A 22,225-nucleotide genomic window follows, 5' to 3' on the forward strand; every position below is an offset into this window, starting at 1 on the left:
TTAATTCCAAACAAACGTACCAACTGCGCCCGCTGGAAGAGAAGTACTAATTGGTTGATCTTGAACATTAATATTAAAATTTTGCTGGGTGCCGGTATTGTTTAATACTAAGACAACTACTTTTCCTTCAGGAGTTTTGAAAGTTACATTTGGTAAGTTTGTAAAATTATTTGAACCTATTCTAACTGAATTTACAGGTACAAATTGAGATACTTGACTAATGATATAGTATGCCGAGTTTTTAGTAAAACTATTACCATCAATGGTAACAGCTCCCAAGCATGCCGTACATCCGCCTGGGGTATAAGGTCTATTGTTTGGATCTGCTGCTAAATTCCATTGCAACACATTTTTGCTCCAGTTTCTTACAGCTCCTACCATCAACTCTCTGAAATGCCATCGAATATCTTCTCTAAAGTTTCCAGGTGCTTCAATCCATTGTTCAGTAAAGTAAATATTTTTGTCTGGATGAGCATTATGTACTGTACTAAGACTCTCTATATTACCAGCATAAAGATGAAATGCAGAACCATCAATATACTGATTAGCACTAGGATTATCCAAAACTGAAATGGGGTAATTTATATTATCTGGATTATGATCAAATGCTATTATTTTGGTATTGATATTGGCCGCGTTAAATGCTGGCCCCAAATGATTTGCTATAAAATCAATTTGTTGAGGCGCACTCATCAACATGCTTGGGTTGTTAAAAGGGTTTTCTGGCTCATTTTGAACGGTAATAGCATCGATAACTATACCTTTGCCACTCATTGCTTGGATGTATTTTACAAAATAGTTAGCATAAGTACTATAATTTGATACTAACAGTTCTCCACCAACAGAATTACCGTTATTTTTCATCCATGTTGGTGCTGACCATGGTGTTGCTAAAATCTTAATATTAGGATTTATAGTTAATATTTCAGTCAGCACCGGTATTAAATGAGTCATATCTGGACTGATAGAAAAATTATTCAAGTTTGGATCTGTTTGACCTGCTGGAAGATCACTGTAAGAAAAAACATTTTCATCTAAATCAGAAGCACCTATGCTTATTCTTAGATAAGATGAGGCAACAGCTCCTGGATCACTTCCGAACAAGTCGTTTAAGAGCGTTGATCTTTGTCCGGCTGACATATTATTAATCAACTGAGCACTACCTCCTGTTAAAGTAAAGCCGAATCCATCTATTTCTTGAAAAACTTGAGACTCATTCACCAAAATTGTTGGATTGTCATTGTCAGTCATAATTATTGTCCCATCATCTTGCTTTGTTATCAACTGACCTTGATCTGGAGTAGTGAGATAAAAATCAACATCAACTTGTGATTGAGAAGGAGGTGGTGGTGCTGAATCGATAGTTTCATCATTTTCACAGGAATGAAAAATAAATAGAACCACTACCAATAAAACTTTCGGTAAAAGCATTTTAACTAATTTCATGTTATTTATAATTATCTAATCAATTATTATTGAAAATCGTAAGTGCCAGTCTGATAATCATCCTGCAACACTATAGTAACCTGATACATTCTATCAACCGTTATATTTAACAGGTTTGATCCTCCTCCATTAATAAGATTTCCTGAAAGAGCACTTGGATTGTCACTACCTAAATCAAAATCAAAAGGACTAATAAACTTACTATCAAATCCAGAAGTTAAGTCTGCGTTAGTCGTAAAAGTATTAGGATGAGAATAAGTCATTAAAGTTTCCACCCTATTATCCCATATTTGCCAGTGAAAAAGTTTAAAATTATAATATTTCCAAGATAATTGAGGTAGACTAAAATCGATAACTATGCTTAAAGCACGGTCATTTGTTAGTCTAAATGAGGATGAACTTTCCAATAAAACATGTGTGTCAGTAACACTATCTCCATCAGGAGTTAAAGAGTCTGCCAAATCCGAGTTCACTGAATAAGAAACACCTGATCCATCCATGACACTATTTAAAGAATAGTCCATAGATGCCTGCATAGGTATAAAACGAGTACTGGAGAAGACATCACCGTTTTTAGTTAACTCTTCAATCATTATTCCATTTTCAAACAAAAAAAGCTGTTGTGGTGTACTGACCGGAGTAACAACTGTAGTATCTTCTTCAAAAGTGAAATTGTAACCATCAGATGAGAGATCCAAGGTAACTTCAAAAAGGCCAATTTGATTAGAGGGAATATCCTCGAATGACAATCCTTGACTAGGCGCATCAGATTCTAATACAAGTTGATTATTTGATCCTACAACTCTTTTCAATAGATAAGACCAATCACCATTTGCACGGAATGCAAATCCCCCAGTATTAATAAGATTTATGGTACTCTTCCAAATACCGTCACCGATGTACTCAAGAGGTTCATCTCCACCCCAACCGCCGTTTATAGGCGATCCTACCATACTCCAAAAATCTATTTTTAGCAAGTTGTAAGTATTGTTATCTAAGTCTATTTGCACTCTATACGGACCACTAAATTCTGCTACAATACCATCACCAAATCGCTCCAGAACTCCATTTGAACCTCCAAATTGTAAGGATGGTAAAAAACGCTCGCTAAATATTTTAAATGGTTCCCCAGCAACTAAGCTAGTGTAAACCTCATGCACATTAGAAGGTATATTGTTTGAATCAGTGAGTCTCTTAAAAGCTATAGCATCAGAAATAACGTTGTTATTTTCAGCTCCAGTTCCAGATAAAAATAGCCTTGAAGGAGTGATTTCATTTTCGAAACGAAAAATGCTTACAACTTGAGAAGATAAACTTGATTTACTTAGACTACTTGCCTTTATTGCATAGGTAATGTCTGAAGATGTATTTGCAGTGAAACCTGAATAAGCTAGTGCTAGATCTAAGGTCTCGTAAGAAATAGATAAAGAAGTACCTTTTCCATTGTTAGATGATGGTAACTTTAAAATTGGATTGCTAAAATCTGTTGTTCCTAAAGTATCCAGCAACACTTCATAAGTAACACCATAACCAGCTGATGAAATAGCAGCTTCCCAATTAAAGGTTATAGTTTCATTAGGGGTTGCCTCATTTAAAATTATGTTGGACTGATCGCTATTAGGGGAAATTAAAACTGGATTACTTAAATCCCATTGGCCTTCTGGCTGCATATTTTCTTCAGGGGAACAAGAAATAAAAAGAATTATTCCGATAAAGAAAAGAGATACGAATCTTATATATATTGTTTTCATAGTAGTAATTTTACAAAGGATTTTGAATTAATGCAGGGTTTCTATCTAATTCCTGTTGTGGAATAGGTAGTAATCTTTTTGCATCTGTCATATTATAATTTACTGGATTACCATTTCTTAAATCTATTTCAATTAAACTATTCATTGTAGAAACTAAAACATTGTAACGAGCTAAATCATCCCAACGTTGTCCTTCTTGAAATAACTCTAATCTTCGTTCCTTAAGAATGGTTGTTCTAAGAACCTCTTTAGAACTTCTTTGAGCGATGGTTAAATCAGGTAGCTGAGCCCTGTCTCTAATCCGATTCACTTCTATTACAGCATTTTGTAATTGATCCAATTCATTTAAGGCTTCAGCTTTCAACAAAACAATATCTCCATATCTAATTAAGTAAGTATTATCAGCACTGGCGAAACCTCCTGCATTTTTCCATTTGTAACTAAATGGTACGGCAGTTCCCTGAGAATTACCCCAAAATTCATCCACCCATTGAACTGATTCAAAAAGAATTGATGCATTCTTTCTAACAACATCTCCTTCTGAATCGAATGCATTAATCAAATCTATAGATGGCGTAGCAAATTTTCTCCAAGTATCACCACTGACCGATGGTGGTAAAAGCAACTGCGGACCAAAATTACCTTCATTGCCGCCTAAATACTGTACTTCGATTATCGACTCTGCATTGTTGTAATTATTACCATCAAATAACTCACTATATTCAATTAACCTGTAATCTGCGTCACTACGTTCTACAGCATCGATATGATCCAACACCAATTGATAATTCGGACTTGGTTGTTGAGCGTATGCCTTTGCAGCCAAAGCGTGAGCAGCACCAGCAGTGGCTCTAGCTTTGTTTATACTTGCATCATTACCGTAAGTGTCAGGTAAGAGCGTAGCTGCTAATTCTAGATCAGAAGTAATTTGCTCATATACCATCGCGATATCTGTTCTTGGAATATTAACACTCTCAGAATCGGTGGAAGTAATAGTGTTTAGAATTAAAGGGACATCACCCCATAATTTTACAAGTGTAAAGTAATGATAGGATCTAAGAAAATATGCTTCACCCTTAATTTGTGATCTTCTTTCCTCAGTTAATCTATCATCTGTAATTCCATCTACTCGTTCTAAAACAAGATTAGCCTTAAAAATAGCATTATATATGTTCGACCAATGTGTAAAAAGTCTTGAATGAGCCGGTTCAATATCAATAAAATCAATTTGAAAGATTTCAGGATTATCACCACCAGCATAACAATTATCAGATCTTACATCCTGAAATAAAACATTATCCCAAACATAATACTCAGATGATTGAAATGACTCGTAGGCCCCAACCAATGCAGCCTCAATTTGACTTGCAGTTTCGTAAGCATTTCCACTGGTTTCCTCTGAAATAGGTTGTAAATCTAAATAATCATCACAAGAAGACATCATGCTCATGACGAAAAAAAATAAAAGAATTTTGTTAATTTTCATAGTATTGTGTTTTTAGAATTTTGCACTTAATCCTATAATTAAATTTCTTGTTTGTGGATAAGTACCGAAATCAATACCTCTAATAGTATTACTACCACCAAATGCATTAACCTCAGGATCAAATCCAGAGTAATTGGTTATTGTGAAAAGATTTTCCCCAGTAGCATAAAATTTAAGATTACTCAATCTTAGTCGTTCTAACAACTTACCTGCAAAATCGTAACTAAAAGTTACAGCCTTAAACCTTAAGTAAGAACCATCTTCGATAAAACGAGTAGAGACTCTTGAATTATCACTATTTCCAAAAGTAGCTCTCGGAATATTTGTGATATCCCCAGGCTGTCTCCATCTATTAAGCACTGCTATAGATTGGTTTTTGGGATCCAAAAGACCTTCAGTTTCAATACGAGTAGCATTTAAAATATCGTTCCCTTGAGAACCTTGTATAAAAATAGACAAGCCTAATCCTTTATAGCTAAATGTGTTAGTAAAACCATAAAAGAAATCTGGATTTGCATCACCTATAATCGTTCTATCCTCAGCGCTAGGGGTAAAGGTAGATTCTCCATTTCTATCTATATAAAATGCATTACCAGTTGCTGGATCTACACCACCAAATAAATATCCATACAATGAACCTAACGGCTCTCCTTCTCTAACAATACTGGCCTCTCCTCTTCCACCAGCTATACCTCCTTGAAGAATTTCTTGGCCAACTAAATCAATTACTTCATTTTCATTAAAGGATATATTAAAATTAGAAACCCATTTAAAGTTGTCATCTTGGAAGTTTAAAGAATTTATTGAAAACTCAAAACCTCTGTTTTGTAATGAGCCAATATTTTGGATCGCACTGCTAAAACCTGTTGAGGTAGGTAAAGGTGCGTTCAAAAGTAAATCATTGGTATTCTTTTGATATGCTTCGGCCGTAACCTGTATTCTATCGTTAAAAATAGAAGCATCAATACCAATATTAATTTGCTCTGATTCTTCCCACTTAAGATCTAAATTTTCAATTGATGCTGGAAAAGTACCTGGTTGTACGGACCCACCAAATGGATAATTAGCACCAGCACCTATTCTTCCTAAATAAGCATAATTTGCAATTTGATCATTTCCTACAACTCCCCATCCAGCTCTTACTTTCAAATCATTTAAAAATGAAGATGTAGATAAAAACTTTTCATTCGACATTCTCCAACCGACAGAAAAAGAAGGAAAGTAACCCCACCTTTCATTGGGTCCAAATGCGCTGGAACCATCAGCTCTAAAATTTACAGTCAGTAAATATTTATCTTCATAACTATAATTTACTCTACTTAGGAAAGAGGAATTAGCTCTTTCTGATTTATCAGCTGTAGCTAAGAATAATTCCGATCCACCGTTTGGTGTAGTAACTGAGGCACTGGCAAAATTACGTGTTTGAATAGCACTATTTTCAAATGTAAATTTCTGGTTAATAGATCCTACTAAGCCTTCTATGCTATGTTTATCAATTACCTTTTTAAAGCTTAGGGTATTCTCAATGATATAATATGAGTTTTTATTAGTATTATTAATTGATTGACCACCTATGGCAACCCCAAAACCAGTCCTAAAAGGGTCTAAAAATGAATCGAAGACACCATTGTTATTATCTATCCCGTAATTAACACGATACTTAAAATGATCCAAAAACTCAGCTTCCAGGTAAAGATTACCTAAAAACCTTCTACTGTTAAACTCTCTTTCTAAGCCATCTGTACTAGCTAAAGGGTTTTCCCAGTTTTGAAATGGGTTGCTAGCAAACATACCATCCTCATTAAAAACTCCTATTATAGATGGGGTAGTTAACGCGCCTAACAGCACTCCTCCTTGATTGACATTATTATTGTCATTGACATCCACATCTCTATATTGAGTATAAGCGATTCTTGTACCTACTGTCAACCAATCATTTATATCTTGATCTAAATTAATTTTAAAATTACTTCTTTGTAACTCAGCACTTCTAACAGCTCCTTCCTGACCTGTATATCCTGCAGAAATAAAATAATTTGTCTTTTCTGATCGCCCAGAAACTGACATTTGATAATTTTGGGAGAAACCATTTTGAAATATTTCATTTTGCCAATCAGTTCTCGAATTAAAAGAGTCCCAATCTGTACTTAGTCCCAATTCAGTCATTAAATCTCTATATTGCTCACCATTTAGCACCTCTAAAGTATTCCACACCTGAGACGTACCAGTATATACATCAAATGTAACCTGTGGTTTAGATGTGGTACCTCTTTTTGTGGTTATTAAAACAACACCATTAGCTCCTTGAGCTCCATAAATAGCAGTGGAAGAAGCATCTTTCAAAATCGTAATTGTATCAATATCAGTAGGGTTTATGGATCGAGTATCGGTAGTTGGCACTCCATCTACTACATAAAGAGGTTCACTACCAGCGTTTATTGAATTGGTACCACGTACTCTTATACTAAAACCTTCAGATGGTTTTCCAGAATTCGAAAGAACTTGAACTCCAGGAGATTGACCTTGTATTAAGGATCCAACTTGCACATTAGGCCTTGATTCAAAAGATTCACCGTCAATGGTGGAAACAGCACCTGTTATATCCTTCTTTAACTGAGAGCCGTAACCTATTACCACTACTTCATTCAAAGATTCAAGATCTTCTTGAAGTTGGATATTGATGACGGTTTTCCCATCAATAGTTACATTTTGTGTCTTGTAACCCAAATAACTAAAACTAATAATATGAGAAGCACCGAAGCTTCCTGTCAAACTATAGGTTCCATTAATATCAGTTGATGTTCCTAGTTCAACAGCTTCAACGTAAACTGTAACTCCTAGGAATGGTGAACCATCACTATCTGTAACGGTTCCAGTAATAGTTGTTTGAGCATTTGAAATCTGTCCTTGAAACAAAGAAATTCCAAAAATGATGATTAGATTCAATAAATATTTTGACATTATTCTATTAATTTAGCTGTGGTTAGTTAAAAAACGAAAACGTTTGAGCAAATTACATTGAACTTAAAGTTTTCACAATAGAACAATCCTAAAAAGTGGATAGAATTAGAATCTAATATTCATTTATTAATTGATTATCAATTATTTGAATAAATATTAAAGGGTTATATAAGTGGATTTAAGCAGGCTTTAGAGCAAGAAAAAGAATACAACTTCCAAAGTTTTATCACTAAAAAAAAGTGAAAAAAAGTAAATATTCAAAATCACTGAATATTTTTTATCATATCCTCAAATGTAAGTTTATCTATTGCTGTATTTCTAATACCAGCACGATAATTATAAATCGTGTTAACTGAATATCTTAATATTTTAGAAATTCTAGAACTGCTAGTTATACCCAATTTGATTAAAGCTATGATTCTTAATTCTGTATTTAGTTTTGAGGGATCCGAAAGTTCTATTTGATATTCTGCTTTTAGCAATAAATTGACTGATTTCACAAAATCTGGATAAATATGCAAAAAAGATCTATCGAAATTTTTATTAAAAATCTCTAGTTCATCATCTATAAAACGTTTTGATTTGGATAATTCCAATAGGGAATTCATTTGATTGCTATTAACGTATTTACTCACCAATTTTCTGTAAACATCTAATTTAGTGATATACTCAGAATATAAATTTAAAAATGTCCCTATGTAATGCTCTTTAATTTTATCTGAATCTGATAGCTTTTTATATATTAACTTTAAATCCTTATTAGAATTATTTAATTGAATATTAAATTCACTCAACTTATTGTTAGCAGCAGCTAGTTTATTTCTAGCTTGAGACACTTTTTTAATTTGCTTGAAAATTAAAAAGATGGCAATAACTAAGAAAATGGCCAAAAAACTTATAAAGCCAAGTAATATTTCTAGTTTATCCTTTTGACCAGCTCTTCTTTCTTCATAAGCTTTAGTTATGATAGGAAGACTATTTGCTATATTTACAAAACGTAATTGTGAATTATAAAATATAGCATCATCAAAAGAAAAATTAATATAACGATGAGCACGATCTATATCACCTTCTTCAAAAAGAATCTTTGCCAAGGTCGAGGTTGAAGCATTATCTTTAACAGAAGCCTCAATGTCAGATATAGCAGATAGAATCAGATATTCTTTTTGCTTCACAAAATCCATCTTTAGCTGAAACAGCAAAGATCTCTCAAATGAAATAAGTGAGAAAGCCCTAGAACCAGCATCAACATTCTTTAATCTTCTAGAATTAATCAACAGAGCTTGATCCAACATTCTATTGTCTCGTAGTTCTTTTTCTTTCAGTCTTAATGATACTTCAGAATTAGGATCTAATCTTGAATACAAAGAATCCTGATACTTTTTGTATAATTGATTATAAAATTCTTTACTCCTTTTTACAGTCGTATTATAGGATAAGCCAGAATAGCCTTCCTCAAAGGCTAGGTAATAGTCATTAATTAATGATTTAGGAAGTGAGTTTCTTTTGATCTCATTTAATGCATCAACAGATTCCTTATACCTTCCTGATTCGACTAATAACAAACTCAAAATTAATTTGCTTTCATTGATGTATAAATCGTTTTCAAGTTTTTCTGCTATCAGAATATTTCTTTCAATATATTCAAGTGCTTTATCAAAACTATAAAATTTGTATTCTCCTATAATTTTCCTATTGATCAAATACTTTTTCTCAAGGTCTAAAGTTTGAGAAGATTCATTTTCAAGAAAATTAATCCTATCTTCTTTTTGCGTATCAAAGCTATGTCGCATATCCATTTTATACTCAAGGGTAACTATCAAAGAATCTAATTTATCCCTTGAATAAGAAAATGCGCTAACTAAAAGTACTAAGAAAAGTATCGAATATTTAAAAAAATTACACTTAAAAACTATAAATAGGATTCTCATTTTTCTATTTTGAATTGAATAATGATTAAATTTTTTAAATATCTATTAACTAAATACCGCCCTATAATATTTAATAAATTTTATTTCTGTTAATACAAATAAACTATTCTTGTACCATTTCTATTATGGAATGGACAAATTTTTGAGAAGAAAAAGCTTCAGAGTATCCAAAATACTTAAAACATGATCAAATTTAAGCAATTCAAAATATTAACAGATAAATAAAATCGCCGCGCATTAAAGTATGAGTCACAAAAAAAGCCCTTGATTTCTCAAGAGCTTTTTATCTTAGTAGCGAGGACTGGACTCGAACCAGCGACCTTCGGGTTATGAGCCCGACGAGCTACCTACTGCTCTACCTCGCGATTTAAAAACCTTTAGTTACCTATCTTACGACTTCAGATCATTACTCTGACAACTTCTTGTTTTATTGGAGCGCAAAAATACATACTATTTAAACCTTATACAAGTTAAATCGATATTTATTTCACTGACCTAACTCATTTGCAATAAAACTGGACAATTCTCCATCTTCAAAAGATACTGTCAACTCTATTGGATTGCAACATACCTCGCAATCTTCAACATAAGTTTGTGAGTATGCTGGATCTAATAACATAGAAATTTCTTGCCAGCAATGTGGACACATGAAAAAGTATTCTATCACAAAGGAACATTTAATATTTGACCTGCTAATTGAAGCAATTGATATTCTGCCAGTTTTGCATCGTATTTTGCAAGATTCTTTAAAGTTACCGCATTAAGAAGATTAACTTGCGCCTGTCTAAACTCAATACTAGAGACCTGACCTAAATTAAACTGCTCTTTCGTACGCTCAAAATTACTTTCATTAGTCATTACATTCTTCTCTTGCATCCTGTATATAGCTAGAGCATTATCATAATTACCTTTTGCATTAGCAACATCTCTAGATACTTCTAGTTCTAACTGACTTTTAAATAAAGCTTCATTTTCGTAAGCGATTTTTGCATTACGCAAGCTATTTATAGATCGTCCACCATCAAAGATGTCCCAGGTAAGGTTTGCACCTATTGCAACATTTGCAGCCGTACGAGTGGTTGCAGGGAAAAAGGCACTAGGCGGATTTTCTGTTTGATTCCAACCATAAGAACCGGTTAATCCTATTCTAGGCAGTAATAAAGCTCTAGTAGTTTTGATGTCATAATCGCTTATTTGCAACGTGCTTTCTGCTTGTAGCAACCGTACATTATTTTCTTTTACTTTTTCTAGAAAGCTATCTATGACAAGGGTGTTTTGCAACACTACAGTAGTATCCACAACAAATACTGCATTTAATTCCCGATTCATTAAAAGATTTAAATCACGCTTAGTGTTGCGCAATGTTTGTTGAGCATTCAAAATATTGATACTGTCTGTATTTATATCTACTTGGGCATTTAATATTTCTAATTTATTTACTTGCCCATATTCAAATTGATATCTAGCACGCTCTTCTCGTTTTTTAGAAATCGCTAGGTTCTCTTCAAAGACACTTAGATTCTCAGTCAATCTAGCAATCTCTAGATATACACTCATCAACTGTACAGTAGTATTTTCTATAGTTGACCGTGCTTCTAACTGACTTAACTGGTATTGCTCTTTGAGTCTTTTGTAGTTATAATAACGACCTAAACCGTCAAACAACGTATAATTTAAAGATATAGCAGCATTGTACTGTGTCGTTTGCGCATCATTAATTTCAATATCTTCTCTAGGATTACCTGATTGATCTAGCGCACCATTGAAATCAGTATTGGAATCATTTTCATCTTTTGAAACACCAGCTGTTCCTTGCAAAGAAGGCAAATAACCAGAATTCAAGATACCAGAATTATTCTCTGCTATAGCCTCTGTATTCTTAGCTATTTTAATGCCATAATTATTATCTAGCATCAACTCTATCGCCTGCTGTCTGCTTAATTTGGGTTCTAGTACTTCTTGCGAGTACGCTTTCGCGAAAGCGAAACACAACACCATAAATACACCATAAACTAGCTTATTCATTTTCATAATCTTCTAATGCTTGTTGTTCTTTGGCAATACTAGTCACTTCTGTCTTATCAATTTTCTCTCCTGTTTTTAACCAGTGAATATAAACTTTCATATTATTTCCAAAACTGAGAAACAAAGGAAGTAAGAGTAATGTTAATAGTGTTGCCATTCCTATACCATAGGAAATTGAGATAGCCATAGGTTTAAGAAATTGCGCCTGTCTACTCTTTTCTAGTAATAGTGGTGCAAGACCAGCAACCGTTGTAAGTGAAGTTAAAAAGATAGCCCTAAACCTACTTTTACCTGCTTCAAATAAGGCCTCGTCAAATTTATATCCATCTTTAATTAAAGAATTAAACTTACCTATGAGCACCAGCCCATCATTTACCATAATCCCAATTAAGGCAATAATACCTAACATGGAAAGAATGTTTACTGGAAAACCATGTATCCAGTGTCCCCAAGCTACTGCAGTAAAACTAAATGGTATTAACAAAATAAGCATGATAGGTTGCGTCCCACTACGGAAGGTAAATGCAATCACAAAATAAATAAGTAATAGTATAATCGGAAAAATATAAGCGGCACTGCTACTAATCTTATCTGCCTCGCGAGCTTGTCCACTCAGATAATTAGGAGAAATAGTAGGGTATTTATTCTGAAGATCTGGAATTATATTAGTACGAATATCTTCTAATATGTCTGTAGCGCTTTGATTAGGATCTTTCATATCTGCACTGATCAAAATCTCTCTACGACCTTCTAAATGATTGATCACCACATCACCTCTTGCGATAGAATAGGTAGCCACATCACGCAATGGCACTCTAACACCAGATGGGGTAGAAATTCTTAACTCATCAAGATCCTTAATACTACTGCGATTATCTCTATCGTAACGTACCCAAACTCTAATCTCATCTTGACCTCTTTGGAAGCGTTGTGCTTCACGTCCAAAAAATGCCGCTCTAACCTGAGCCATTATTGTTCTAGAATCTAGACCTAATGCAAATGCATTATCATTAAGCTTTAAATTAATCTCTTTAATTCCTTCTGGGTCATTATCCTCGATATCTTTTAACAAAGGATTGCTTTCTAAGATTTCTTTAAAATCTGCCGTTGCTGCTTTTAATTCATTTATGTCATTACTCAATAAAGAAACAGAAACTGGACTACCACCAAAGTTACCACCAGAACCAAACGTAAGACTTTCTGCTCCTGGAACATCACCTACTAATTCTCTAAGACGGTTAGCAACTATAGGAGATTTTAACTCTTCCGGTCTGCTTTCTCCTGGCAATAAGTTGATCGATAAATTTGCTGAAGATGAAGAAGTCTGTGCTTTTATTACATTTTCAAATAAAAGAACGCTATCTCCATAAACCTCGTCAGTTAAATATTCTTTAGTTAATTCTCTATTTACAATCTCAGCCTTTTCTTCAATGGATGAGATGATAGAATCGGTGATACGCTCTGCAGTACCGTTAGGCATAGAGAGGTTTACAGAGACTTGATCACTAGAAATACTAGGAAATAAAGTTACACCGACAACACCACCTTGAACAGAACCTATAGTCAAAGCAAAAGCAGATAAAAATAATGAGAATGCAAAAAACTTATATTTTAAGGTGAATCTCAATGCTGGCGCATACAATTTGTCACGCATCCAGTTCATGGCTTTATCACCATAATCATTTACAATACGCATTTTCTGAAATAGTCTAGATAAACCTTTTTTAGGTTTTTCAGACCTAGGTTTTAAAGCTTTAGAATGTGCTAAATGGGCTGGTAGTATAATTAGTGCCTCTACAAGAGATACTAATAAAGTCAAAATCACAATTACAGAAACTTCACTAAAAAATTCTCCTATCCTACCATCTAAAAATAAAAACGTAGAAAAGGCAAGTATAGTAGTGATAATAGCACTCAATATAGGTGGAATAACTTCCATCGTACCATCGATTGCAGCCTGTATGGGATCTTTCCCATCTTCATAATGCTGATAAATATTTTCGGCAATCACAATACCATCATCTACCAGAATACCTATGACGATAATCATTCCAAAAAGAGAAAGAACATTGATAGTTACATCAAATTGTCCTGCAAAAACAAACATCCCTAAAAATGCGATAGGTAGTCCAAAAGCTACCCAAAAAGCCAATCTGGTATTTAAAAATATAGAGAGAAACAATAATACCAGTAACATACCAACTATAGCATTCTCTGTAAGTAAGGCTGTTCTTTGATTTAAGGTGATAGAAAGATCTCTTACTACATTTAATTGCACGTTGCTCGATCTTAGATTATAGTCCTCGATATAGTCTTTTACTTTATCTGCACTGTCAATCAAGTCTTCTGAATTAGTACTGGTAACCGTAATATTAACGGCTCGTTCTTTATTGAAATAAGAAGCGTTAGGTGTTTCAGAAAATCGATCTCTAACTTCAGCAACGTCTTTAAGAAAGATAGTCGTTCCATCTAACTGGGTTCTAACTGGTATATAATTAATCTGGTCGCCGTAATAATTTCTGTTATTAGCTCGTATTAAATACTCTTCTATATCTGTCTTTATATTTCCTCCAGTAGTAAGAATGTTTGATGCAGCAACCGCATCTGCCACTTCTTGAAAAGTAATATTGTAACCTAAAAGCGTATTTTCATTAACTGCAATTTCTATTTCTTCATCTGGATAACCAGCAATAGATATTTGAGAAATACCTTCTATGCCTCGCAAATCATTTTCTACATCTCTAGCAAGTTGCTTCAAGGTTTTAAGTGGTACATTTTTTCCACTCAATGCAAATACGATGGTAGGCCTTGAGTTTTCTTGTTTAGCAACGACTAGCGGTTCCATACCTACTGGAAAAGAAGACACACGATCTACCGCGTTTTTAACCTCTAACAACATGAAGTCGATGTTATAACCTTTAATAATTTCAACGGTTATTGTTCCAGCGTTCTCTCTTGATGCCGAGGTTACTCTATCTATCCCTTCAATTCCTTTGAGGTTATCTTCTATTTTGAGCACGACACCTTCTTCAATTTCTTGAGGAGAAGCGCCAGGATAAACCACAGTTATGGAAATGATTTTTGAATCTACTAATGGAAAAAAAGAGGACTTTAAAGAAAGTACTCCTAAAATTCCAAAAATGATAAAAGCAGCAATAACGACATTTACTGCCACGTGATTCTTTATAAAATAAGCGATTACTTTTCTCATGCTTATTCTGATATAGAATTTGAACTCACTGCACTTTCTTTATCGCTCGCAGCTTGTTCTTCTGTCTTAACAAGCATTCCTTCATAAGCACCAGGAACTGCTTTTGCTACTATAACTGTCCCATCTTTTAGACCTTTCAAAACTACAGTCTTATCTGAGAAATGAATAGGTTTTACGTCTACTAATGCTAAAGCATTGTTGTTTACCGTGAATAATTGGTCACCATCCTGTAATAAACTACGGTTGATCTCTATGGCATCTTCAATTTTTTGGGCTTGAAGATTTGCTGTTAAATACATACCTTCTTTTAAGTCTGGATGACTTACTTCAATAACAGTGATTATAGTTTGTGATGCCTGATCTATTTTACCGTTAATACGAGTTACTTTTCCAGTGTAATTCTTGTTACCAGAAATACTACTCATTTCTACTTCTTTACCTACTTCAAGTAAATCTACAAACTCTGCACTTATAGAGACTTCTACTTCATAAGTACCACCTTGAATAAACTCTCCTAACTGCTGCCCGTTACGTACTAAAGTTCCTTCACTTACCATTGTTTCCGTTAATGTGCCTGAAAATGGAGCTGTTATTCTAAACTTACTTAATCTATTTTCTAAATTTTTAATATTAAAGTAAGTAGTATAGATATTACGTCCTGTAATGAAATATTTCTCTTTTTCATTTTTAGGTTCTGGAAGTTTTGGTGTACTTCTATCCATATTCCAATTGTTCAAATAATCCTGCCATTGCTGGTAGGAATCTGGATAATCCAGCCTTAAGTCAGGCATGATGGCTGTAATTTGATTATTCAAATTACTTCTTGAACTCTGAACTTGCGCATAGAACTCTGTATTATCTATAGAGATAATTGTTTCTCCTGCCTTGTATGACTGACCTGTTCTAAAAAGCTTTCCTGTAGATTGAAAAAGGCCTGTCACCTCAGAAAATAACTCTACTCGTTTCTTTGCTTGTAGGTTTCCATTTGCAGATATGACAATAGGTATGGTTGTGTTTTGAATCGTATCGGTAGAAACGATTTTTATGTCTTTTTTCACCTGAGACTTTGGTGCTTTTTTGTTATCGATGATCGTCTTGGCTCCTATTACAGAACCTATTATAATCACGATAGCCAAAACAGAAAGGATAACTTTGCGCATGTTTAGGTTTTAATACCATTAAGACTAGCAAAGCTAAAGAAGGTCTCAAGTGATGCTGTTAAAATTTACATAAAGAAACCTACATCGCATCTAATTGCTCAGATACATCTTCCCACTTTTCCATCCATTCTTCTAGCTCTTTCTTTTTGGCTTGATAGCTATCAAAAAAACCATCCTTTTGAGCTAGCTCATCATAATTTGCAGCAAGCTCTGCATCTAGTTTTGCAATGGATTTTTCTAACTCATTGATTTGTGACTCTGCTTTTGAGAGCCTATTATTTAAAGATTTTTGCTTTTTCTGATCTTCATAAGAAAGTTGTTTCTTTTGTCCGTCTTGCTTTCGCGAAAGCGGAACTTCTTTAACAACCTCTACCTTTTCAATAGCTCTCATATCTTCAGCTTTTCTCTGACCTAGATAATAATCAATATCACCGAGATAGAGATTTAATTTATGATCACGGAATTCATACACCAATTCTGTAAGACCTTGTAGAAATTCTCTATCGTGAGAAACTACAATCAAGGTACCTTCAAATTTTACTAACGCTGCCTTCAATACGTTTTTAGACTGTATATCTAGGTGGTTAGTAGGTTCATCCATAATCAGGACATTAAACGGCTGTAATAACAGCTTACAAAGGGCTAGCCTGTTGCGTTCTCCACCACTCAAAACCTTTACTTTTTTCTCTACCTCGTCACCTCTGAAAAGGAAAGATCCTAACATATCTCTTACTTTGACACGATTGCTATCTGTCGCGGCGTCTAACATGATATCTAAAACCGTTTTTTCACCATCCAGATATTCTGCTTGATTTTGAGCAAAATAACCCAATTGAACGTTATGTCCTAAGTTCACATCTCCTTGAGCTTTTACATCACCTACAATTATTTTTGCAAGGGTAGATTTACCCATTCCGTTTTGACCTACAAAAGCAACGCGCTTGCCTCTTTCTAGAGTTAGATCAATATTCTTGAGCACCTTTTTATCTCCGTAAGATTTACTTACTTGATCTATTTCTAGCACTATTTTTCCAGGTTGTATGGATTGTGCAAAATTGATATTCATCGCAGCATTGTCGGTTTGCTCAATTTCTACCACATCCATACGGTCTAGTTTTTTAACTAGAGATTGCGCCATGGTTGCTTTACTAGCTTTGGCCTTGAACTTTTGGATTAATTTTTCTGTACGTTCTATTTCCTTTTGCTGATTCTTAAAAGTTGCCTCTTGTTGTTCACGCATTTCTGCTCTTAGGGCAAGGAATTTTGTATAAGGTTTAGGATAATCATAAATACGACCTAGACTTATTTCTATAGTACGATTAGTCACATTATCTAGAAACATCTTATCGTGACTTACTGTTACCACTGCACCTGGATAGGTTTGTAAGAAGGATTCTAACCACAATATAGAATCAATATCTAAGTGGTTAGTAGGCTCATCCAGCAATAAAATGTCATGTTTCTCAAGAAGTAATTTGGCCAGCTCAATTCTCATGCGCCATCCTCCAGAAAGTTCGTCTGTTAATTTATCAAATTGCTCTGGTTTGAATGCGAGACCTTTTAAAATTTTCTCTGTTTCTCCTTTGTATTGATAACCTCCTATTATTTCATATTCATGATTCAAATCTCCTATATCTTCAATGAGTTTTGAATATGAGTCAGATTCATAATCAGTTCTAGTAACCAACTGTGAATTTATTTCTTCGATTTGTGTTTCTATTTGTCTCGCTTTCGCGAAAGCGGTATACGCCTCTTCTAAAACCGTACGTCCTTTTACAAAATCAATATCCTGTCTTAAAAAACCAATACTAATCTCTTTTTCCACAGCAATATTACCTTGGTCGTAAGGAATATCGCCAGAAATCACTTTCAAAAGCGTAGATTTTCCAGCACCATTTTTACCTATAAGACCGACGCGATTGCCGCCATTAAGCCTAAAAGTTATTTCTTCAAATAGTGGTTCTCCACCGAAACTTACATGTAAATCGTGAACGTTAAGCATAGTCGTTTTGTATCTTTGCAAAGATGCGCAACTCCTCGCTAACACTAAAGTTTTATCATGCTAAAAGGAACTAAATTATACAGCATTTTTACCGGAACTTGTCCAGTATGTCAAAATGAATCTATGTACACTAGCAGCAATCTATATAATCCTAAAAAGACACAGGAAATGAAAGAACGTTGCAGTCATTGTGATACAAAATACAAGATTGAACCTAGCTTTTTTTATGGGTCTATGTACGTAAGTTATGGTGTAGGTGTTGCGATAGCTATGATTACTTTTGCACTGACCTATTTTGTTTTTGATATGTCCCGATGGAATATTTTTCTAATAATTACATTCATCTCTATATTCAGTTTACCCATTGTTATACGTTTATCACGCAATATCTGGATCAATATCTTTATGGATTATGATAAAGAAAAAGCTAGAAAAAGTTAAGTCTTTATAATAAGGCGACGTTCCAAGTCATCTAATTAAGTAAGAATATTCCTTAGAATGATGTGACTATAAACCAGCTGCAATGATTAGTAAAAACATAGTATTGTAACAATATGATCTGAGATACTGAATCATTTTTCAAATCTCTCGATATCCATTTCTGCATCTAATATTGCTTTATTATAGATAGAATCATATAATTGTTTTGCTGCCCAAGGAGTTATTAAAACAGCTCTACTTCCCATACCATTAAACACCATATAATTTTTAAATTCTGAATGTGAACCTACGAAAGGACGTCGATCCACAGATGTAGGTCTGATACCGTGTTTATGATCTACCACTTCATAAGGAAGCTTTAAAAAACGCTCTAATCTTGAAGTAAGAAATTCTCTAGATTGATCTGTAGGCAAATCAGAAAGATCATCCCTACTATATGTAGCACCTACCCAAAATAAATCATCAATATATGGCATTAAAAAAACCGATGATTTGATGATGTAATCTAATTTTAAACCAGGAACTTTAATAGTCAAAACCTCACCTTTGTTGCCTTGCATAGGAAGCGTTTTAAAATATGGATTTTGAAGCAACTTATAACCTTCAGCAAAAATGACTTTTCTTGCTTGAAAATCTTTATAAGTTACGTAATCGTCAAAATGTTTGAGTTGATCAAAATCAAAATCTTCAGAAACTAAAGAACCATTCTTTTTCAAGTAATGCAAAGTATTATGCATATATCCCAAAGTGTCCAACCAGCCAGTTCCAGAAACCTGACCATAACCAAAAGGTGCATCTATGTATTCATTACTATAATCAGAAACTTCAGAAATCATGAATTCACTTAAATCTTCCCTATTAGATTTTTTTACCCAAGTCTTTATCTCTTTTTCGTCGTGAAATCTTCGTAAAATAGGAATAGGGTGAAGAAACTTAAACGATAGCTTTTCTTCAATACCAATATAAAAATTATTTAATGTATCCAATTGCTCACCTGCTTTCCAAACGCTCGTAAAACGTTTTAATATAGTAGGATTATAAACCCCAGCAGCAACAGAAGAAGATCCTTGTTTAGTATCGGTTATCAGAAGAATAGATTTATCATTTAGCAACCACTGCCAGGCTAAAGAACAGCCAGCTATTCCAGAACCAACAATGATAATATCAACTTTTATATTCATAATTTAAGATAGGAGAAAAAACAATTGATTACAAAAATACGAATGGTTTGAACAAAAAAATGCCTCGCAAAGTGCGAGGCATTCATATTTAATAAAGATTAAGAATATTAGTAATTCCACATATCTAATTCAAAATTACGAACGATCTCCTTAAGCCTTTCAGACTCTAAAAGCTGCATCATAGCATTATCTGGAATATATCTATCAATTTCTCTATCCCCTTGTACGTTATCCATTTTATAAATAAGAGCATTGAATCTTCTCGAATTCAAAATATGATCAAAAGAAATAGGTCTTGCAGAGTTAAGAGTATTAAAGGCTTTTGCATTGTGAAGAATGTTGCGAGCGTCTGGATAATAAACCCAAAACAACTCCACCCCAGGAACTGCTCCACCAGTTGAATTGATGATACCTGCTTTAACGTTCACATCAGGAGTCACAGGACAAATTCCCAAAAGTCTATATCTTAATTCGCTTTGACGTGTATCAAAATACCACAGACCTCTAATGCGATATTCCATTACATCAGCAGAACTGATTTTAGTTACTGTAACGTATTCATCAAATCCTGGTATATTATATTTAACATCAATGTTTGAATAACGCTCATTCTCCTCTAATTGTACGTTATTTTCATTAAGAATATCTGTACCTCTGTCAGACAAAACCTCTGCCTGAAGAAAAGTTTCTACGTTTTCAGGCTCTACCTCAGAGTTAAAATAAGAGTCGCCATATAATTTAATTTCACCTGCTCTAGCAGCTGCAGAAAGAACTTGAAATAAAGACCTACGCTCGCTACCTACACTGATAGTGTCTGTAGGGTAGTACAATGGAAAGTTAACCCTTTCATCTAGATCAATAGTTTCCCATATCGTACGTTGCCATAAGATATCACGATCTCCCACAAAACCATAAGGCAAAGGTTTGTCATTATCATTTTCCATTTGAGATTCAGTTTTAGTTCCGAACTCAGAAGGACTCTTAGCATTAAGGATATTGTTTTGTGCAAAAGCAGTCCCGGAAAGAACTACCGCTGCAAGAAAAACTATTATCTTATTCATCATTTGAATTTAATTTTATTAATCTGTAATTTCAATTGTTACGCTTGAAACACTTTTCAATGTAACACCAGGAACCGTTGCTTTAATATCTGCAATTTGTACTAAATCTCCTCTTCTAGCCTTGGACAATAAACCTTTAGCAGCAGCATTCAATCTAGTACCATTTACTTTTGTAGAGGGCTGACCAGGTACTTGAAATAAGAAACCAGTTACTCTTGGAGTTAACTCAAAGTCAAAATCCAAAAATTCTGCAGATACAGTAGAGATACCAAGATTTGCTCTAGTTTTCTTCACATTCTCATAAGAACCACTAACCATTCCAGTTGGTCTAGGTAGGTTCTTAATACGGAACTCCTTAGAATCAGAAACTGGTGTACCATCAGGCAAAGTACCTCTAGCTGTAATAGTAACAGATTTACCAGCGCCTGGCTTCATCATATAACCACTAGCAGTCTTTGTTAAACCAGCACCAGAAACAGCTACTTTGTTATCAGGAATACCCGCAAAAGAAACTGTCATTGGATTATTTACACCACGATAGACAACGTTCATTTTGTCTGCTGCTATAGTTGCAGAATTTGGCTTTGGGATAGTTGCGAAAGATTGCTCTACAATTACCTCTTTCTCATTACCGTCTTCCTCAAAGTATAATGCCCCAGTAATCTTGTGATCACCTGGTGAACCTGCACCTACTTTTAATACGATTCTACCAGCTTCAATTGAATATTGAGAATCAGAAAGTTTTTTACCATCCAATTTTAAATCAACACGACTTGGCTTAAGGGTAGCATCTTTACGACCTAATACTATTTCACCATCAAATGTCTCACCGTTGTAATATGCGGATTTAGGTGATTCCATAAGTGTAGTATAGTTATCCATACTAACTTCACTTTTCAATTGACCTGAAAGCAACGTTCCTAAAACTTCTGCCTCCATATTTTTAACTTCACTTTGAAGCAAAGTTATTTTAGCGATAGATGCAATTAGCGGATATCCTTTATAATTGTAATCAAGATATGACATCTTAACACCATCTCTATTTTCAACATCATTAGGAGTAAATGTATCGTCAAGTGAAGATTCTAATGATGGATTTTCAACAACTGCTTTCATATCATCACGATACTTCTTCATCTTATCAAGAAATACTTGACCTTCCGGCGTTATCACACCACCCTTGAGAAACTTCACGTCTAGAAAATCTCCCTTGTCCATAACTGCATAATCTTGAGGATCTTCTACAGTTGCTTGCATTTCATTTTTCAAAGCATCTAAATAATCAAAATAATCTTTTGATATTTTATCTACTTGTTCTGCTTTCACTTTAAGCGGAGCATATTTTTCAGGTTGATCAGAAGCTAACTGAGCTAAACCTGTCATTGCTGCCTGATTTTTTGCAGTTGCAGCTACATTACTTTCTTCAATACTTACATTAAGCAAACCAAATGCATTAAGCACCTCTTTACTCATGTTCAATGCAAGCATTGCGATGAAAACCAGATACATCAGGTTAATCATCTTCTGTCTTGGGGACTGTTTTCCTCCTGCCATAATATTCTAATTAGT

14 protein-coding genes and 1 tRNA gene are annotated in these 22,225 nt (G+C 34.2%); 1 reads left to right on the forward strand and 14 read right to left on the reverse strand.

Features of this window, described 5'->3' with window-relative positions:
• The 11 genes from ACTF54_RS00800 to ACTF54_RS00850 form a co-directional block, all read right to left on the reverse strand.
• Complete coding sequence (locus tag ACTF54_RS00800; protein ID WP_438968513.1) at window positions 1-1,446, reverse strand: glycoside hydrolase family 30 protein; 1,446 nt, start codon at window positions 1,444-1,446, stop codon at window positions 1-3.
• A gap of 26 nt (window positions 1,447-1,472) precedes the next feature.
• Complete coding sequence (locus tag ACTF54_RS00805; RefSeq protein ID WP_438968514.1) at window positions 1,473-3,116, reverse strand: SusE domain-containing protein; 1,644 nt, start codon at window positions 3,114-3,116, stop codon at window positions 1,473-1,475.
• 91 nt (window positions 3,117-3,207) lie between these two features.
• The gene (locus tag ACTF54_RS00810) at window positions 3,208-4,683 is read right to left on the reverse strand and encodes a RagB/SusD family nutrient uptake outer membrane protein (RefSeq protein ID WP_438968515.1); all 1,476 of its coding nucleotides are present in this window, start codon (window positions 4,681-4,683) and stop codon (window positions 3,208-3,210) included.
• Window positions 4,684-4,695: 12 nt separating this feature from the next.
• On the reverse strand, window positions 4,696-7,644 hold the full coding sequence (locus tag ACTF54_RS00815) for a SusC/RagA family TonB-linked outer membrane protein (protein WP_438968516.1): 2,949 nt from the start codon (window positions 7,642-7,644) through the stop codon (window positions 4,696-4,698).
• Between the two features lie 263 nt (window positions 7,645-7,907).
• A complete protein-coding gene (locus ACTF54_RS00820; RefSeq protein WP_438968517.1) occupies window positions 7,908-9,575 on the reverse strand; it encodes a DUF6377 domain-containing protein in 1,668 nt (555 codons plus the stop codon).
• Between the two features lie 292 nt (window positions 9,576-9,867).
• A tRNA-Met gene (locus tag ACTF54_RS00825) sits at window positions 9,868-9,940 on the reverse strand.
• Between the two features lie 122 nt (window positions 9,941-10,062).
• Window positions 10,063-10,242, reverse strand: a complete 180-nt coding sequence (locus ACTF54_RS00830) for a CPXCG motif-containing cysteine-rich protein (protein WP_438968518.1) — start codon at window positions 10,240-10,242, stop codon at window positions 10,063-10,065.
• Window positions 10,239-11,606, reverse strand: a complete 1,368-nt coding sequence (locus tag ACTF54_RS00835) for a TolC family protein (RefSeq protein WP_438968519.1) — start codon at window positions 11,604-11,606, stop codon at window positions 10,239-10,241. The genes ACTF54_RS00830 and ACTF54_RS00835 overlap by 4 nt, the downstream gene beginning before the upstream one ends.
• Window positions 11,593-14,811, reverse strand: a complete 3,219-nt coding sequence (locus ACTF54_RS00840) for an efflux RND transporter permease subunit (RefSeq protein WP_438968520.1) — start codon at window positions 14,809-14,811, stop codon at window positions 11,593-11,595. The genes ACTF54_RS00835 and ACTF54_RS00840 overlap by 14 nt, the downstream gene beginning before the upstream one ends.
• Window positions 14,812-14,813: 2 nt before the next feature.
• Window positions 14,814-15,971, reverse strand: a complete 1,158-nt coding sequence (locus ACTF54_RS00845; protein WP_347197344.1) for an efflux RND transporter periplasmic adaptor subunit — start codon at window positions 15,969-15,971, stop codon at window positions 14,814-14,816.
• Between the two features lie 79 nt (window positions 15,972-16,050).
• The gene (locus tag ACTF54_RS00850) at window positions 16,051-17,973 is read right to left on the reverse strand and encodes an ABC-F family ATP-binding cassette domain-containing protein (protein WP_438968521.1); all 1,923 of its coding nucleotides are present in this window, start codon (window positions 17,971-17,973) and stop codon (window positions 16,051-16,053) included.
• 57 nt (window positions 17,974-18,030) lie between these two features.
• Here ACTF54_RS00850 and ACTF54_RS00855 point away from each other — a divergent pair, with 57 nt between their 5' ends.
• The gene (locus ACTF54_RS00855; RefSeq protein WP_347197346.1) at window positions 18,031-18,414 is read left to right on the forward strand and encodes a DUF983 domain-containing protein; all 384 of its coding nucleotides are present in this window, start codon (window positions 18,031-18,033) and stop codon (window positions 18,412-18,414) included.
• Between the two features lie 131 nt (window positions 18,415-18,545).
• Here the strand turns inward: ACTF54_RS00855 and ACTF54_RS00860 are convergent, their stop codons facing one another.
• The 3 genes from ACTF54_RS00860 to gldM form a co-directional block, all read right to left on the reverse strand.
• A complete protein-coding gene (locus ACTF54_RS00860; RefSeq protein WP_347197347.1) occupies window positions 18,546-19,595 on the reverse strand; it encodes an NAD(P)/FAD-dependent oxidoreductase in 1,050 nt (349 codons plus the stop codon).
• Between the two features lie 107 nt (window positions 19,596-19,702).
• Window positions 19,703-20,656, reverse strand: coding sequence for a gliding motility protein GldN (gldN, locus tag ACTF54_RS00865; protein ID WP_347202378.1), 954 nt, complete (start codon window positions 20,654-20,656; stop codon window positions 19,703-19,705).
• Between the two features lie 18 nt (window positions 20,657-20,674).
• A complete protein-coding gene (gldM, locus tag ACTF54_RS00870) occupies window positions 20,675-22,210 on the reverse strand; it encodes a gliding motility protein GldM (protein ID WP_347197604.1) in 1,536 nt (511 codons plus the stop codon).
• Window positions 22,211-22,225: the final 15 nt, after the last annotated feature.

It is taken from the genome of Nonlabens sp., from assembly GCF_965657255.1.
Taxonomy (GTDB): Bacteria; Bacteroidota; Bacteroidia; order Flavobacteriales; family Flavobacteriaceae; genus Nonlabens.

Coding starts and splice junctions, on each gene's coding strand:
- ACTF54_RS00800 (WP_438968513.1), bottom strand. CDS start 1,446: ATGAAATTAGTTAAAATGCTTTTACCGAAAGTTTTATTGGTAGTGGTT.
- ACTF54_RS00805 (WP_438968514.1), bottom strand. CDS start 3,116: ATGCAGCCAGAAGGCCAATGGGATTTAAGTAATCCAGTTTTAATTTCC.
- ACTF54_RS00810 (WP_438968515.1), bottom strand. CDS start 4,683: ATGAAAATTAACAAAATTCTTTTATTTTTTTTCGTCATGAGCATGATG.
- ACTF54_RS00815 (WP_438968516.1), bottom strand. CDS start 7,644: ATGTCAAAATATTTATTGAATCTAATCATCATTTTTGGAATTTCTTTG.
- ACTF54_RS00820 (WP_438968517.1), bottom strand. CDS start 9,575: ATGAGAATCCTATTTATAGTTTTTAAGTGTAATTTTTTTAAATATTCG.
- ACTF54_RS00835 (WP_438968519.1), bottom strand. CDS start 11,606: ATGAAAATGAATAAGCTAGTTTATGGTGTATTTATGGTGTTGTGTTTC.
- ACTF54_RS00840 (WP_438968520.1), bottom strand. CDS start 14,811: ATGAGAAAAGTAATCGCTTATTTTATAAAGAATCACGTGGCAGTAAAT.
- ACTF54_RS00845 (WP_347197344.1), bottom strand. CDS start 15,971: ATGCGCAAAGTTATCCTTTCTGTTTTGGCTATCGTGATTATAATAGGT.
- ACTF54_RS00850 (WP_438968521.1), bottom strand. CDS start 17,973: ATGCTTAACGTTCACGATTTACATGTAAGTTTCGGTGGAGAACCACTA.
- ACTF54_RS00855 (WP_347197346.1), top strand. CDS start 18,031: ATGCTAAAAGGAACTAAATTATACAGCATTTTTACCGGAACTTGTCCA.
- ACTF54_RS00860 (WP_347197347.1), bottom strand. CDS start 19,595: ATGAATATAAAAGTTGATATTATCATTGTTGGTTCTGGAATAGCTGGC.
- gldN (WP_347202378.1), bottom strand. CDS start 20,656: ATGAATAAGATAATAGTTTTTCTTGCAGCGGTAGTTCTTTCCGGGACT.
- gldM (WP_347197604.1), bottom strand. CDS start 22,210: ATGGCAGGAGGAAAACAGTCCCCAAGACAGAAGATGATTAACCTGATG.